This is a genomic window from Metallibacterium scheffleri (assembly GCF_002077135.1).
Lineage (GTDB): Bacteria > Pseudomonadota > Gammaproteobacteria > Xanthomonadales > Rhodanobacteraceae > Metallibacterium > Metallibacterium scheffleri.
Window position 1 is genome coordinate 983,963 of sequence record NZ_LDOS01000002.1, and the last position, 14,271, is coordinate 998,233.

The 14,271-nt window shown below is 64.9% G+C and carries 16 protein-coding genes; 14 read left to right on the plus strand and 2 right to left on the minus strand.

All coding sequences use genetic code 11. The annotated features are described in order from the left end of the window. The first annotated feature begins 16 nt into the window (after nucleotides 1–16). The 11 genes from ccmA (at nucleotide 17) to katG (ending at nucleotide 9,709) form a co-directional block, all read left to right on the plus strand. Complete coding sequence (ccmA, locus tag Mschef_RS09665; protein WP_081127938.1) at nucleotides 17–658, plus strand: heme ABC exporter ATP-binding protein CcmA; 642 nt, start codon at nucleotides 17–19, stop codon at nucleotides 656–658. Further along, nucleotides 655–1,341 carry a heme exporter protein CcmB gene (ccmB, locus tag Mschef_RS09670; protein WP_081127940.1) on the plus strand — a complete coding sequence of 229 codons (687 nt, stop codon included), beginning with the start codon at nucleotides 655–657 and terminating at the stop codon, nucleotides 1,339–1,341. Before ccmA ends, ccmB begins: the two co-directional genes overlap by 4 nt. Further along, nucleotides 1,338–2,096, plus strand: coding sequence for a heme ABC transporter permease (locus Mschef_RS09675; RefSeq protein WP_081127942.1), 759 nt, complete (start codon nucleotides 1,338–1,340; stop codon nucleotides 2,094–2,096). The genes ccmB and Mschef_RS09675 overlap by 4 nt, the downstream gene beginning before the upstream one ends. Next, the gene (gene ccmD / locus Mschef_RS09680; protein WP_081127944.1) at nucleotides 2,089–2,271 is read left to right on the plus strand and encodes a heme exporter protein CcmD; all 183 of its coding nucleotides are present in this window, start codon (nucleotides 2,089–2,091) and stop codon (nucleotides 2,269–2,271) included. The genes Mschef_RS09675 and ccmD overlap by 8 nt, the downstream gene beginning before the upstream one ends. Continuing rightward, on the plus strand, nucleotides 2,268–2,732 hold the full coding sequence (gene ccmE / locus Mschef_RS09685; RefSeq protein WP_081127946.1) for a cytochrome c maturation protein CcmE: 465 nt from the start codon (nucleotides 2,268–2,270) through the stop codon (nucleotides 2,730–2,732). Before ccmD ends, ccmE begins: the two co-directional genes overlap by 4 nt. Then, on the plus strand, nucleotides 2,729–4,726 hold the full coding sequence (locus tag Mschef_RS09690; RefSeq protein ID WP_081127948.1) for a heme lyase CcmF/NrfE family subunit: 1,998 nt from the start codon (nucleotides 2,729–2,731) through the stop codon (nucleotides 4,724–4,726). Before ccmE ends, Mschef_RS09690 begins: the two co-directional genes overlap by 4 nt. Next, complete coding sequence (locus Mschef_RS09695) at nucleotides 4,723–5,274, plus strand: DsbE family thiol:disulfide interchange protein (RefSeq protein WP_081127950.1); 552 nt, start codon at nucleotides 4,723–4,725, stop codon at nucleotides 5,272–5,274. The genes Mschef_RS09690 and Mschef_RS09695 overlap by 4 nt, the downstream gene beginning before the upstream one ends. Beyond that, nucleotides 5,271–5,705: a cytochrome c-type biogenesis protein gene (locus Mschef_RS09700; protein ID WP_081127952.1), complete on the plus strand. Its 435-nt coding sequence runs from the start codon at nucleotides 5,271–5,273 to the stop codon at nucleotides 5,703–5,705. Before Mschef_RS09695 ends, Mschef_RS09700 begins: the two co-directional genes overlap by 4 nt. A gap of 5 nt (nucleotides 5,706–5,710) precedes the next feature. After that, nucleotides 5,711–6,790: a tetratricopeptide repeat protein gene (locus Mschef_RS09705; protein WP_081127954.1), complete on the plus strand. Its 1,080-nt coding sequence runs from the start codon at nucleotides 5,711–5,713 to the stop codon at nucleotides 6,788–6,790. Then, the gene (locus Mschef_RS09710) at nucleotides 6,787–7,392 is read left to right on the plus strand and encodes a class I SAM-dependent methyltransferase (protein WP_081127956.1); all 606 of its coding nucleotides are present in this window, start codon (nucleotides 6,787–6,789) and stop codon (nucleotides 7,390–7,392) included. Before Mschef_RS09705 ends, Mschef_RS09710 begins: the two co-directional genes overlap by 4 nt. Nucleotides 7,393–7,522: 130 nt before the next feature. After that, nucleotides 7,523–9,709, plus strand: coding sequence for a catalase/peroxidase HPI (gene katG / locus Mschef_RS09715; RefSeq protein ID WP_081129947.1), 2,187 nt, complete (start codon nucleotides 7,523–7,525; stop codon nucleotides 9,707–9,709). A gap of 69 nt (nucleotides 9,710–9,778) precedes the next feature. On the opposite strand, the gene Mschef_RS09720 is transcribed toward katG, so the two are convergent. Beyond that, nucleotides 9,779–10,207: a protein tyrosine phosphatase family protein gene (locus tag Mschef_RS09720; protein WP_081127958.1), complete on the minus strand. Its 429-nt coding sequence runs from the start codon at nucleotides 10,205–10,207 to the stop codon at nucleotides 9,779–9,781. Between the two features lie 134 nt (nucleotides 10,208–10,341). On the opposite strand from Mschef_RS09720, the gene Mschef_RS09725 reads away from it, so the two are divergent. The 3 genes from Mschef_RS09725 to Mschef_RS09735 all read left to right on the plus strand — a co-directional run bounded on the left by Mschef_RS09725 (nucleotide 10,342) and on the right by Mschef_RS09735 (nucleotide 12,112). Next, on the plus strand, nucleotides 10,342–11,217 hold the full coding sequence (locus tag Mschef_RS09725) for an MBL fold metallo-hydrolase (RefSeq protein WP_081127960.1): 876 nt from the start codon (nucleotides 10,342–10,344) through the stop codon (nucleotides 11,215–11,217). Beyond that, nucleotides 11,214–11,681: a group II truncated hemoglobin gene (locus Mschef_RS09730; RefSeq protein ID WP_081127962.1), complete on the plus strand. Its 468-nt coding sequence runs from the start codon at nucleotides 11,214–11,216 to the stop codon at nucleotides 11,679–11,681. Before Mschef_RS09725 ends, Mschef_RS09730 begins: the two co-directional genes overlap by 4 nt. Nucleotides 11,682–11,752: 71 nt before the next feature. Further along, on the plus strand, nucleotides 11,753–12,112 hold the full coding sequence (locus Mschef_RS09735) for a rhodanese-like domain-containing protein (protein WP_081127964.1): 360 nt from the start codon (nucleotides 11,753–11,755) through the stop codon (nucleotides 12,110–12,112). A gap of 133 nt (nucleotides 12,113–12,245) precedes the next feature. Here the strand turns inward: Mschef_RS09735 and Mschef_RS09740 are convergent, their stop codons facing one another. Next, nucleotides 12,246–14,174, minus strand: coding sequence for a formylglycine-generating enzyme family protein (locus Mschef_RS09740; RefSeq protein WP_081127966.1), 1,929 nt, complete (start codon nucleotides 14,172–14,174; stop codon nucleotides 12,246–12,248). Nucleotides 14,175–14,271 lie beyond the last annotated feature (97 nt).

The following is a 14,271-nucleotide window of genomic DNA, read 5'->3' on the forward strand; positions in this document are numbered from 1 at the left end:
CAGAATCCGCATTCGCATGAGCCCCGCCCCCGCCAGCAGCACGTCCCCGATGATCGACGCCCATGGACTGGGTTTCGCGCGCCGGGATGAGAACGTGTTCGGACCGCTGGACTTCATCTTGCGTGGCGGTGAGATCGGGTTGATCGAAGGCGACAACGGCAGCGGCAAGACCACGCTGCTGCGCGTCTTGGCGGGTCTGCTGCGACCCAGCTTCGGCAAGGCACAGGTGCTCGGTGCGCAACCCGGCAGTGAAGAAGCGCGTGCAAGCACGATCAGCATGGGCCATCTGCTGGGCTTGAAAGCCGATTTGAGCGCGCTGGAAAACCTGCGCGTCGGCATGGGGCTTTACGGCCATGCGGCCGCATCCGACCCGCGCGCCATGCTGGCCAGGGTCGGTTTGGATGGTTACGCAGACGAGGCTGTGCGCAGCCTCTCGGCAGGGCAGAAAAAGCGTGTCGCGCTGGCGCGGCTGGCGCTGCTGCCGGCGCGGCTGTGGCTGCTTGACGAGCCCTACGCCAATCTCGATCGACATGGCATCAGTCTGGTGAATGACCTGCTCGCCCAACATGCCGCAGCCGGTGGCGCGGCGTTGGTCACCAGCCACGGCGCGGTGAATTTCCATCAGGGCGTGACTTGCACCATACGGCTGGCGGCATGAGCACAGCCAGTCTCGGCAGCGCATTTCGCACGATGCTGGTGCGCGATCTGTTGCTGGCCTGGCGCCGGCGCGGCGATGCCATGCTGCCGGTGCTGTACGCGATCATCGTGGCCACGCTATTCCCCTTCGCGCTGGGGCCGGAGCACGCGCTCCTGGCACGCATCGCCGGCGGCGTGGTGCTGGTGACGGTATTGCTGGCCATGTTGCTGGCACTGGACAATGTGTTTCGTGGCGATCTGGACGATGGCGCACTGGAACAAATGTTGCTGTCACCCCAGCCGCTGTCCGTGCTGCTGGCAGCGCGCATGCTGGCGTACTGGTTGGTGACCGCGTTGCCATTGCTGCTGGTGGCGCCCGTGCTGGCCTACATGCTCGGCCTGGAACCCGCAGCGCAACCGGTGCTGCTGCTGGCGCTGCTGCTAGCGACGCCCTTACTGGCGCTGCTCGGAATCGTATTGACCGCGCTCACGGCCGGGACGCGTCGCTCTGGTATGCTTTTATCATTGATGTTGTTGCCTTTGGCCGTTCCAATCGTGATCTTTGCCGCCGGTGCCGTGGGCGCCGCGCAACAGGGCTTGCCGTGGATCGCGCCCCTGGCCTGGTTGGCGGCGGCGCTCGCCCTCGCCTTGGTTCTGGCTCCGCTGGCCTGCGCCACGGCATTGCGTATCGCGCTGGACACATGAACGCCTTCAAGCTCTGGTACCACAAGCTCGGCTCGCCACCGTATTTCTACGTGTTCGCGGGCTATATCCAGCCGTGGCTGTGGACGATTGCGATCGTGCTCGCGCTACTGGGCCTGTATGGCGGACTGGTGCTGGCGCCGCCCGATGCCCTGCAAGGCGATGCGTTCCGCATCATTTTCGTGCATGTGCCGGCGGCGTGGATGAGTTTGTTCGTCTATGGCGTGATGGCGGTGTCGGCCTTCGTTGCCGTGATCTGGCGTCCGAAAATGGCCGAGGTGCTGGCCATGGAGTCGGCGCCGATCGGCGCGGCCTTCACCCTGATCGCGCTGATTACCGGGTCGCTGTGGGGCAAGCCGATGTGGGGTACCTACTGGACCTGGGATGCGCGACTGACCTCGGAACTGGTGTTGTTCTTCATCTACCTCGGCGTCATCGGCCTTTATCACGCCTTTGATGATCCGCGCCAGGGTGCGCGCGCTGCGTCCTTCCTGGCCATGATCGGCGCGGTCAACCTGCCCATCGTGCATTACTCGGTCGTGTGGTGGAATACGCTGCACCAGGGCACCACAGTGCGTTATTTCGGGCCGTCCTCGATCGCCCCCTCGATGCTGTGGCCGCTGCTGCTGATGACCATTGCCGCCAAGTTTTATTATGGCGCCAGCCTGATGGGCCGCTCGCGCGTGGCACTGCTGAATCTGGAGCGTGGCAAGGATTGGGTGGCCGATGAAGTTCGTGGAGGCGATGCGCATGGATAGGTTCCTGGCCATGGGCGGCTTCGCCATGTATGTGTGGCCGGCCTATGCCGCGTTTTTCGTCATTCTTGCGGGCGATGTGCTGGCCACCGTCGTGCGCCGCCGCCGCGTGCTGCGCGAACTGCGCGGCCGCCTCGCCCGTCAAGGCCCCCGTCGCCGTCCGAGGACATCCGCATGAGACCGCTGCGCCGCCGCCGCATCATTCTGGTTGCACTGATTCTGGGTGCCGTGGCGCTGGCCACCAGCGCCATGGTCTATGGCCTCTCGCAGAACATGAACTACCTGTTCACGCCCAGCCAGGTGCTGGCCGGCAAAGCACACGCTTACCGCAGTTTCCGGCTCGGTGGCATGGTCGTGGATGGCTCGATCAAACACGATCAACATTCGCTGCTGGTCGATTTCAGCGTGACCGACGGAGACCATACGATGCCTGTGCAGTACACCGGTATCCTGCCGGACCTGTTCCGCGCCAATCAGGCGGTCATCGCCACCGGGCGCATGCGCGATGGCGTGTTCGTGGCCAGCGAAGTATTAGCCAAGCACGATGCCACCTACATGCCGCGTGAGCTCAAGCAGGCCATGGCGCAAGCCCACCTCAAGCATCACATCGCCATGCCTGCTGCGGAGGCCGTGCCATGATGCCCGAACTTGGCCAGGTGGCCCTGATCCTGGCGTTGCTGCTGGCCAGCGTGCAGGCCGTGTTCCCGCTGCTGGGCGCGTGGCGCGGCTCGCCGGCGCTGATCCGCATGGCGCGCCCGGCGGCGACCGGCCAGTTCGTGTTCGTGGCACTGGCTTATGCCGTGCTCACGCACGCGTTCCTGGTGAATGATTTTTCCGTGGCCTATGTCGCGCAGAACTCCAACCTGACCCTGCCCTGGTACTACCGCCTGTCGGCGGTGTGGGGAGCGCATTCCGGCTCGCTGCTGCTGTGGGTGATGATCCTGAATTTCTGGACGCTGGCCGTGGCGTTTTTTTCGCGGCGCCTGCCTGAGGTATTCGCCGCGCGCGTGCTGGGCGTGATGGGCATGGTGAGCGTGGGTTTTCTTGCATTCATGGTGATCACATCCAATCCGTTCCTGCGCCTGCTGCCGGCACCGGCCAACGGCATGGACCTCAACCCGGTGTTGCAGGATCCCGGCCTGGTGATCCACCCGCCCATGCTGTACATGGGTTATGTCGGCTTTTCGGTGGCTTTTGCGTTTGCCATCGCGGCATTGCTGGGCGGCGCTCTCGACGACATCTGGGTGCGTTGGGCACGACCATGGACCAACGCCGCGTTCGGATTTCTTTCGGCCGGCATCGTGATGGGCAGCTGGTGGTCCTACGCCGAACTGGGCTGGGGCGGCTGGTGGTTCTGGGATCCGGTTGAGAATGCTTCTTTCATGCCGTGGCTGGTCGGCGCGGCGCTGATCCATGCGCAAGCCGTCACCGAAAAGCGCGGCGGGCTGCGCGCATGGACCTTGCTGTTGTCGATCTTCGCATTCTCGCTGTCGTTGCTGGGGACGTTCCTGGTGCGCTCGGGTCTGCTGACCAGCGTGCACGCCTTCGCCTCGGATCCACGTCAGGGTGCCTACCTGTTGATCCTGCTGGCGATCGCCATCGGCGGCTCACTGCTGCTGTATGCGCTGCGCGCGCCCAAGGTCGTCGGTGGCAAGCCTTTCGCGCTGGCCTCGCGTGAAACGCTGATCGTGATCGGTAATCTGATGTTCGTGGTCAGCGGCGCCATGGTGCTGATCGGCACGCTATATCCCATCATCGGCGACGCGCTGCATCTGGGCCGGGTGTCGATCGGACCACCTTACTTCGGGCCATTGTTCATCGTGATGATGGCGCCGATCGTGCTCCTGTTGCCATTCGGACCTTTTGCGCGCTGGGGCCGCGCGGATCTGCGCGAATGGAAGCGCGTCGGCATCATCAGCGCACTGGCGGCGATTTTCGGTGGCGGCCTGTTCGCGTGGGCGGCCAGCGGCGGCATGCCGACCTGGCAGGCATGGCTGGGCGGGATTTCCTCGGCGTGGGTCTTCGCCGGTGTGGCGCAATATGCGTGGAAGCGCTGGACCGCAGTGCGCGCCGGGCGTCGCTATCCGGCTGAACTCGCGGGCATGCTGCTGGGCCATTTCGGTGTTGGCGTGTTTCTCGCCGGCGCGTTGCTCACCAACAGCCTGAGCGTGGAGCGCGACGTGCGCCTGGCGCCCGGACAAAGCGCGCAAATCGGCAGCTACAGTTATCAATTCGATGGGGTCATCGACGTGCGCGGTCCCAACTGGATCGCACATCAAGGCACTGTCGTGGTCAGCCAGGACGGACACAAGGTGGCCGTCCTGCACCCGCAAAAGCGCGAGTATTCCGGCGGCATCGTGCAAACCAAGGCCGCCGTCAGCGCCGGCTTGTTCCGCGATTTGTATGTGGCCCTGGGCGAAGGCCTCGGCACGCACGGTGCCTGGGCACTGCGTTTGTACGACAAACCCTTCGTGCGCTGGGTGTGGCTGGGCGGCCTGTTCATCGCCTTGGGTGGATTCGTGACCCTGCTCGACCGCCGCTTCCGCGTGCGCGCTACCGCTGCCGACGCAGACGCAGACGCAGGTGACGAGCTGACATCGGCGCCGCGCAGGCTGCGCGAGGCCGACGCATGAAGCTGTATCTGCCGTTGCTCGGATTTCTGGCGGTCATCGGGTTGTTCGGTTTCGGCCTGTGGTGGAACAGCGCCCACAACACCACGCTGGTGCCCTCGCCATTGATCGGCAAGCCGGCCCCCGACTGGAAACTGCCACTGCTTTACCAACCCACGCAGACGCTGGACAAGACAGCCATGCTCGGGCACCCCTACGTCATCAATGTATTTGCCAGTTGGTGTTACGTATGCGGCGATGAAGCGCCGGTGCTGATGGCATGGGGCAAGGATCTGGGCGTGCCTCTGATCGGTTACGACTACCGGGATCGGCGCGCTGATGCGCTGGCTTGGCTGGGCAGGCATGGCGATCCCTACACGCAGGTGGTCGCCGACGAAAGCGGGAGAACGGCGCTTAATTTCGGCGTGTATGGCGCGCCCGAAACCTACCTGATCGATGCGCAGGGCATCATTCGCTGGAAGCACATCGGCCCGCTGACGCCCGGGGTGATCCGCGACGAGCTATTGCCGCAACTGCATAAACTGGGCGTGCGCCCCAAGGCGGCCGCATGACGCACTGGCTGCGGTACGCGGTGCTTGGCTTGTTGCTGGGGACGGCTTTTGCCGCCACGGCCATCGACGCGTTGCCATTCAAGAACTCGGCGCAGGAAGTGCGCTTCCAGAATCTCACCCGCCAGTTGCGCTGCCTGGTTTGTCAGAACGAAGATCTGGCCGATTCCAACGCCAAGCTGGCGCAGGATCTGCGTCTGGTGATCTTCCAGCAGATGCAGGCCGGGCGCAGCGACGCGCAGATCAAGCAATGGCTGGTCGACCGCTACTCCGATTACGTGCTGTACAAGCCGCCGTTGAAGCCATCGAACTACGCACTGTGGTTCGGGCCTTTCGTGGTGCTGTTGCTGGGTGCGCTCGGGGTCGTGATTTATCTGCGCCGTCGTGCGCAGCCGCAAGTGGCCTCCGCGCCTGATGAGGATGAAGACTGGTGAATGTTATGTTCCTGACCGCCAGTGGCCTGATGGTGGCGCTGGCGCTGGCGCTCGTGTTGTGGCCGCTGCTGCGCCAAGCCGGACGACAAACGCGTCGTCGCGGCCTGATTGCCCTCGCGGTGCTGTTCATCTTCGGCCTGCCTCTGGCCAGCGCTGGTTTGTATGAAATGGTCGGCAATCCGGCCGCGCTGAATCCTGCCGCCGCCAAACAACCATTGACGCTGGATCAGGCGATCACCAAGATCAAAGCCCAGCTTGGGCACGACAGCGCCGATCCGAATCTGTGGACACTGCTTGGCCAAGCCTATGGCGCCAAGAACGAACCCGCTCTTGCCGCGAGTGCTTTCGAACATGCGCTGAAATATCGCCCTGACGATGCCGATCTTCTGGTTGCCTGGGCGCAGGCCGATTCTCTTGCGCAACCGCAGCACATGATCGTCGGCGAGGCGCGCGCGCGCCTCGAACGGGCACTGGCCGTCGATCCAACGCACCAGCGCGGACTGTGGTTACTGGGCATCAGCGATTTCCAGTTGCAGCACTACAGCGAGGCCATCGCCACATGGACGCGCCTGCTCAAGCTGCTGCCGCCGGATTCCGATGTCGCGCGTGGTGTAGCCAAACAAGTTGAACTGGCCGCTACGCGCGGCTCGCTCAAGCTCAGCCACGCGCAAGCGCAGGTGTTATCGGCAGCCACCGCAGCCGGCGCTCCGCCCCCCGCGACGGCCGGCAGCAGCGCGCCACGCCTCATAGTGAAGGTGTCGCTCGCGCCGCAACTGACGGCCAGGCTCGCCGCCGATTCGGTGCTGTTCGTGTATGCGCGCAATTCCAGCGGGCCATCGATCCCGCTGGCCGTGGCACGGCTGCCAGCCAGTGCGCTACCGGCCACGGTGACACTGACCGATGCGATGAGCATGGCGCCCGGCATGAACCTGTCATCAGCGCAACAGGTGATCGTCGGCGCGCGTTTATCCGCGCAAGGCCAGGCACTGGCGCAGGCGGGCGATCTGGAGGGCAGCGCCGGCCCGGTCGCGGTCAGCCGCACACAGCCCATCAGCATCGTCATCGACAAGGTCGTGCAGCAATGAGCGCAACACAGTGGGATCAGCGCTACGCGGACGAGCACTACCACTACGGCACCGCGCCCAACGCCTGGCTGATCAGCCAGTCCTGGCGACTGCCGCGATCCGGGGCGGCGCTGGCACTGGCCGACGGCGAGGGCCGCAACGGCGTCTGGCTCGCCCAGCAAGGCCTGCAGACCACGAGCCTGGATCAATCCGCCGCCGGGCTGGCCAAGGCGCGCAAATTGGCCAGCGAGCGCGGCGTCGCACTGCACACCGTGCAGGCGGATCTCGCGGACTGGGACTGGCCGGTGGCGGCTTTTGACGTGGTTGCCAGCATTTTCGTGCACCTGCCTGAAGCCTTGCGCCGCCGCACGCACGCCGGCATCACGCGCGCGCTGCGCCCCGGCGGACTGTTGATTCTGGAAGCCTTCACACCCGCGCAACTGGCCTGCGCATCCGGCGGCCCCCGCGACCCTGCCCTGCTGTACAGCGAAACCCAGCTGCGCGAAGACTTCACCGCACTGGAACTGATCGAGCTGCTCAGCGGCGAAGTCGTGCTCGACGAGGGTCCTGGACACCGCGGTCCCGGCCAGGTGCTGCGATTGCTGGCGCGCCGCGCGGCCTGAGCAAGTCGCAGGCTATCGCTGCGCTAGAAACAAACGATTTCAACTATTGAAGACCGTGGCGCAAGCTGCGCTCCGTCTGCACGATTCCGTGCATCCCGCGCGTCCTGCGCGCCACGACGGAGAAACGATCATGTCCGCTGAATTGAAATGCCCGGTAGCGCACAGCCAAGCCGTTGCCGGCGCCATGGGCAATGCAAACTGGTGGCCCAACCAGCTCAACCTGGCGATCCTGCACCAGCATTCCGCCAAGTCCAACCCGATGGGTGAAGCCTTCGACTACGCCGCCGAGTTCAAGACCCTCGACCTCGATGCCGTGGTCAATGACCTGAAAGCGCTGATGACCGACTCGCAGGACTGGTGGCCGGCCGATTACGGCCACTACGGTCCGCTGTTCATCCGCATGGCCTGGCATGGCGCTGGCACCTATCGCATCGGCGACGGGCGCGGCGGCGCCGGCGGCGGCCAGCAGCGCTTCGCTCCGCTCAACAGCTGGCCGGACAACGTCAACCTCGACAAGGCGCGGCGCCTGCTGTGGCCGATCAAGCAGAAGTACGGTCGCAAGCTTTCCTGGGCCGATCTGATGGTGCTGGCCGGCACGGTCGCCATGGAGAGCATGGGCCTGAAGACCTTCGGCTTCGGCGGCGGCCGCGTGGACCAGTGGGAGCCGGACGCCGCCGTGTACTGGGGCGCCGAGACCACCTGGCTCGACGACCAGCGCCATGGCACCCGGCAGACCGAGCTGGAGAATCCGCTGGCTGCGGTGCAGATGGGCCTGATCTACGTCAACCCCGAAGGCCCCGGCGGCAAGTCCGACCCGCTGGTGTCGGCACAAATGGTGCGCGAAACTTTCGCGCGCATGGCGATGAACGATTACGAGACCGTGGCGCTCACCGCCGGCGGCCATACCTTCGGCAAGTGCCACGGCGCCGGCCCGGTCAGCCATGTCGGGCCCGCGCCCGAGGCAGCACCGGTCGAAGCCATGGGCCTGGGCTGGATCAGCACCTACAAGAGTGGCACGGGTGGCGATCAGACCGGCAGCGGCCTCGAGGGTTCGTGGACGCCGACGCCGACGCAGTGGGACATGAGTTACTTCGACGTGCTGTTCGGCAACGAGTGGGAGCAGGTCACGACGCCGGCGGGCGCGCACCAGTGGACGCCGAAGCAGAACACCGCCAGGAACATGGCTCCGTCCTCGGCGGACCCATCGAAGCAGGTGCCGATCATGATGACGGACGCCGACATGGCCATGCGCGTCGACCCGGCCTACGAGAAAATCTCGCGCCACTTCCACAAGCACCCGGACGAATTCGCCGACGCCTTCGCCCGCGCCTGGTTCAAGCTCACCCACCGCGACATGGGACCGCGCACGCGCTACCTCGGCAAGCTCGTGCCCAAAGAAGAGCTGATCTGGCAGGATCCCGTCCCTGCGGTGCATCACGCGCTGATCGATGAAAAAGACATCGCCGCGCTCAAGGCCAAGCTGCTGGGCTGCGGCTTGTCCATCGCGCAGCTGGTCGCCACGGCCTGGGCTTCAGCGTCCACGTTCCGTGGCAGCGACAAGCGCGGCGGCGCCAACGGCGCGCGCATTCGCCTCGCCCCGCAGAAAGACTGGGAGGTCAATCAACCGGTCGAACTGGCCAAGGTCCTGGCCAAGCTCGAAACCATCCAGAAGGAGTTCAATGCCGCGGCTTCAGGCGGCAAGAAAGTCTCGCTGGCCGATCTGATCGTGCTGGGCGGTTGCGCTGCAGTGGAAGCGGCGGTGAAAAACACCGGCGTCGAGATCAAGGTGCCGTTCGCACCGGGTCGCAGCGATGCCACGCAAGAACAGACCGATGCCGCATCCTTCGCCGTGCTCGAGCCCAAAGCCGACGGCTTCCGCAACTATACGCGCAAGGGCTACGAAGCGAATGCCGCCGAGTTGCTGGTGGACAAGGCGCAACTGCTCAACCTCACCGCACCGGAGATGAGCGTGCTGGTCGGCGGCCTGCGTGTACTGGGCGGCAACGTCGGCGGCAGCAAGCACGGCGTATTCACGCAGCGCACCGGGACGCTGAGCAACGACTTCTTCGTCAACCTGCTGGACATGGGCACGAAGTGGGAGCGCACCGCAACCGCAGGCGTGATGGAAGGCCGCGACCGCAAGACCGGTGCAACGAAGTGGACGGCCACCACGGTGGACCTGATGTTCGGCTCCAACTCGCAACTGCGCGCGCTGGCCGAGGTCTACGCGACGAACGATGCGCAAGCGAAGTTCGCGCACGACTTCGCCGCCGCCTGGGGCAAGGTGATGAACCTCGACCGCTTCGACCTCGCCTGACCCGGCACCGTGCTGGCGGGATGTGGCTGCGGCCACATCCCGCCGCCGCGCCGAGTCGTGGCAAGAGCTTCAATCGAGCGGCAGGCCCAGGCGCACGCGCACTGCGGGTTCCAGCGCAGCCAGCCCAGCGCTGCGCCCAAGTTCCAACGCGACCTCGGGCGGATGACCCCACTCCCATGTCGCCACCAGCGCCAGCAGCGCGCCGACGCGATTGGCCGAACCGCAATGCACTAGCACGGGCGCGTCGCCTTGCAACGCCTCGTGCAGCGCCGTGGCATGGGCGCGGTCCAGGTCCGCCGGCGTGGCGACCGGAATGTTGACGTACTCCAGCCCGCAGGTGGCCGCGCAGGCGGCTTCGTCCCAATCGAGCTCACTGTGCGGGCGCAGATTGATCACACGCCGCACACCCTTGCGCGCCAGCGCCTGCAGGTCTGCATGTTCGGGTTGGCCCATGCAGTACAGACGTCCTTCGATGCATCGGGGGGCGCAAGTGGTCATATCGATTCCTGTCTCGGTGGGCTGGCTTGACGCACGATGCTGCTGACTGCCGCACGCACGGGGACTTGTATACAAGGCATCGGGGCCTCACTATATATCATATATAACTAATTTAGATTTCTTCAGGAGTCCGCATGAATCCAGTCATCAAGAGCTTCTTGCATGCGCCCAGCTCGACCTGGACCCACCTGGTCATCGACCCGGCGACGCAAGCAGCGGCACTGATCGATCCGGTGCTGGATTTCGATTATCCATCCGGAGCCACCACCACCGACAGCGCCGCCGGGATCATCGCTGACATGCGTGCGCTGGACGTGAAGCTGGAATGGATCCTCGAAACCCATGCGCACGCCGATCATTTGTCCGCGGCACCCCAGATCCGTGACAGTCTTGGCGGGCGCATTGCCATTGGCGAAGGCATCCGTCAGGTGCAGGCGCATTTCAGCGCGGAGCTGAACTTCGAGGCAGGCTTCCGCAGCGACGGCTCGCAGTTCGACTATCTGTTCAAGGACGGCGAACGCTTCCATATCGGCCAGCTCGATGCGCGCGTCATCGCCACGCCTGGGCATACCCGCGACTCGGTCAGCTATCTGATCGGTGATGCGCTGTTCGTGGGCGATACCCTGTTCATGCCCGATGGCGGCACCGCGCGCTGCGATTTCCCGGGTGGCGATGCCGGGCTGTTGTACGACTCGATCCACAAACTCTACGAATTGCCCGAGGACACGCGCCTGTTCGTGTGCCACGACTATGCACCGGGCGGTCGCGCGCATCGCTGCCTGAGCAGTATTGGCGAACAGCGCCGTGGCAACATTCATATACACGAGGGCATCAGCCGCAGTCAGTTCATCAGCATGCGTGGCGCGCGTGATCGCAGCTTGGGCATGCCCGCGTTGCTGTATCCATCCGTGCAGGTCAACGTGCGCGGTGGAGAATTTCCGCCCGCGGAAAGCAATGGTCACGTGTATCTGAAAGTGCCGCTGCACGCACAGCCGAGGCAATCAGCATGAGCAACACAAGTGGCCTTTATGCGCGTCTGGGCGGCGCGGCCACGCTCGATCAACTCGCCGCGCGTTTCTATGTGTGGATGTGCGAGTTGCCGGAAGCCGCGGCAGTGCACGCCATGCATCAGATGAGCCTGGATCAGGTTGAGGCACGCCTGCGGGCGTTTCTCAGTGCTTTTTTCGGCGGACCGGACGAATACCGCGCACGTTACGGTGAGCCGATGATGCGGCGCCGTCACCTCGCTTTCGCGATCGGCCCCGGCGAGCGCGACGCATGGCTGGCCTGCATGCAGCGCGCATTGGATGAAGTAGTCGCCGATTCGACGCTGCGCGCGGAAGCGTACGCGCAGATCGCCGCATTTGCCGAGCACATGCGCAACCGCGAAGTGGCTGGCGTCAGTGCGCACGAGTCAGGGAGCGCGTGCACTGGAAGAAGTCATGCGCCGCATATCGTGGCTGCCAAATCATGAGCCGCATACGCCACTGCCACGCGTTGCACGCAGTACTTCAATTATAAACCCCACCTTTTTTGGAGAATCCCATGTTCGGTACTAACACCGGCAGCAAGCACCCGCTTGATATCGACTGCACGGCCGCGCGGCAGCGCCTGCAACAGGGCGCGAAGATGATCGATGTGCGCGAGGCGCACGAGGTCGCGCACGGCAAGGTGCCGGGCAGCCTGCACATCCCGTTGGGCACCCTCGCGGGTGATATCGCCGCGACGTTGGCGCGTCATGGTATCGACCCCGCTGCCAACGATGTGCTGTGCATCTGCGCCAGTGGCGGGCGTTCGCGGCATGCCGCCATGGCCTTGCGCCATGCCGGGTGCGCAACCGCCGCCTCGGTGATGGGTGGCGTCACGGCCTGGGCCGCGACCGGTGGCACACTGGCGCGGGGCTGAGGCGTACCCACCTTGTAGAATGGACTTTCCGCCATGGTTCGCGCGCAACGCGCTATCGGCAAAGTCTCGCCATCGTTGCCGCGATAAGTACCTGTACGCTCATCGCGACAACAAGCGCATCGCTGAGTATTTCCTACAATCTGCGCATGACGCGAAAGCCGATGCGCGCGCTGCGCAGATCAGCCGGCATGTCCATGCGCCATGCGCTCAGCGCCTGATCGGGGGTGCTCGCCCATGAGCTACCCCGCACCACGCGGTTCTGGCAACCCGGATTGACCCAGGCGCTGCCGTTGTCGGGTGCGCGCACATAGTTGTCGTGCCAGCAATCCTCGGTCCATTCCGACACATTGCCGTCGATATCGAACAAGCCGAAGGGATTGGGCAGGAAACTCATCACTGGTGCCGTACCCCAGTAGCCATCGCCGTAACCTTTGAAGCTGTTGTCCCAGCGGCGCCCCTTGGGTGAGCGATCCAGCGAGCCGGCCAGATTCTCCACGCGCTGCTTCGGGCTGCCCTGACCCCACCAGTACGGGGTGGTGGTGCCGCCGCGTTCGGCATATTCGTATTCGGCTTCACTGGGCAGGCTGTATTCCTTGCCAGTAGCCTTGCTCAGCCAGTCGCAGTAAGCCTCGGCATCGTCCCAGCTGATGTTGATCACCGGCATGTCGCCGGTGGCGGGTTGGCCGTTGTAACCATCGCGCCAAGTGGCGCCTGGATCCATGCGCATGCGGCCGCTGAGCTCGTCGTAGACCATGGCGCCACCCTGGCGTTCGGCATCGGTTATATAACCGGTGGCACGCACGAACGCGCGAAATTGGGCCACGCTGATCTCGCTGCGCGCCAGCGCAAAACCCTTGCTGAAAGTCACCGTGTGCGCAGGCGCCTGGTTACTGCGAAAGCCAGGTTGGCCGGGCCGCGAACCCATCATGAATGTCCCGGCCGGAATCACCACCATGGTCGGCGCGCTGCCGGCGCGGTCGATGAAGTTGTCCGCGAATACCTGACCCGGCCGGTAACCGTCATACAGCTTCGCATCGCGCATGCGCGCTGCGTAGCTCGCCAGTTGCGGCAGTGTCGGGTCCAGTAGCCGGGCCCGTGCAGCCAGTTGTTCGGCCAGTCGCGGCGCCCGCGCCTGCAGCGCGGCATCCGCGCGCGCAACCAGTGCACGCGCATGTTGACGACGCGTCTGCCGGAACTGCGCGCGCATGGCGATCAATTCCGGACTGTCAGGGGCCACGCTTTGCGCCTGCGCCAGCAAGCGGCTCACGCGTGGGTAATCCTCACTGGCCAGTGCTGCCCGTGCTTGCAGCAACACGCCGTGTTGTAGATCCCGCACTCCGCGCGCGGCCACAACGTTGCCTGGATCGAGCGTCAGCACACGCCGATACAGATCCAGTGCGCTGGAGCCCGCAGGATTCAGCGCATGCCCCGCACGCGCCTGCTCGGCGGCCTCGCGCAGCAGCGGCTGCACGTGTTCCAGCACAAACAGACGCGCCTGTAGCGGCGTCGTCGCGGTCAGCCCTCCAGGCAATTTGCGCAGCAGGTTCAGCAGTGCCTGCGCGGCTTTGGCATCACCCTCATCGATGGCCTGCCGCGCATTGCTGGCAAGACGCTGACTCAGCGCGCCGAGCCCGGCGCGCGCATCGGCATTGCCGGGCGCCAGCGCCAGGGCGCGCTGATACAGTGCCGCCGCGCTATCCGGCGTGCCGACCCAGCGTTCAGCCAGTTCAGCCGCGTGTGCCTGCTTGAGCAGATCCACCACGGCGGGTGGACCGGCATACTGCGGCGTCGACACGATGCGCGCCGTGAGCGGTGCCAGCGCCAGCGGTGGACCGGCGTTGTAGATCGATGTGCCGGCGCTGGCGGGTGTACTGCCCAGGCTCATGGCCGCGTTACCCAGCGATATTGAACTGCTGCCGCTCGAAACGCTCGCAGCCGGCACGGTCGGAGGCAACATCAGCCATCCCGGCAAAAACCGGTAAACGAGTGCGAACAGCAGCAGCGCCACCGCGGCGCCGATACCCGCCTTGCGTTGCCAGCCAGTTGCGGATTGTCCTGCCATGAGACTGCGGTCCGGTTCGATAAAGGGTTGTGCACTTCGAAAACTCCGCAATGGGGTTTTTCGAGGTTCCCTGCTAGGGTGCGCGCCACCTTAGGCA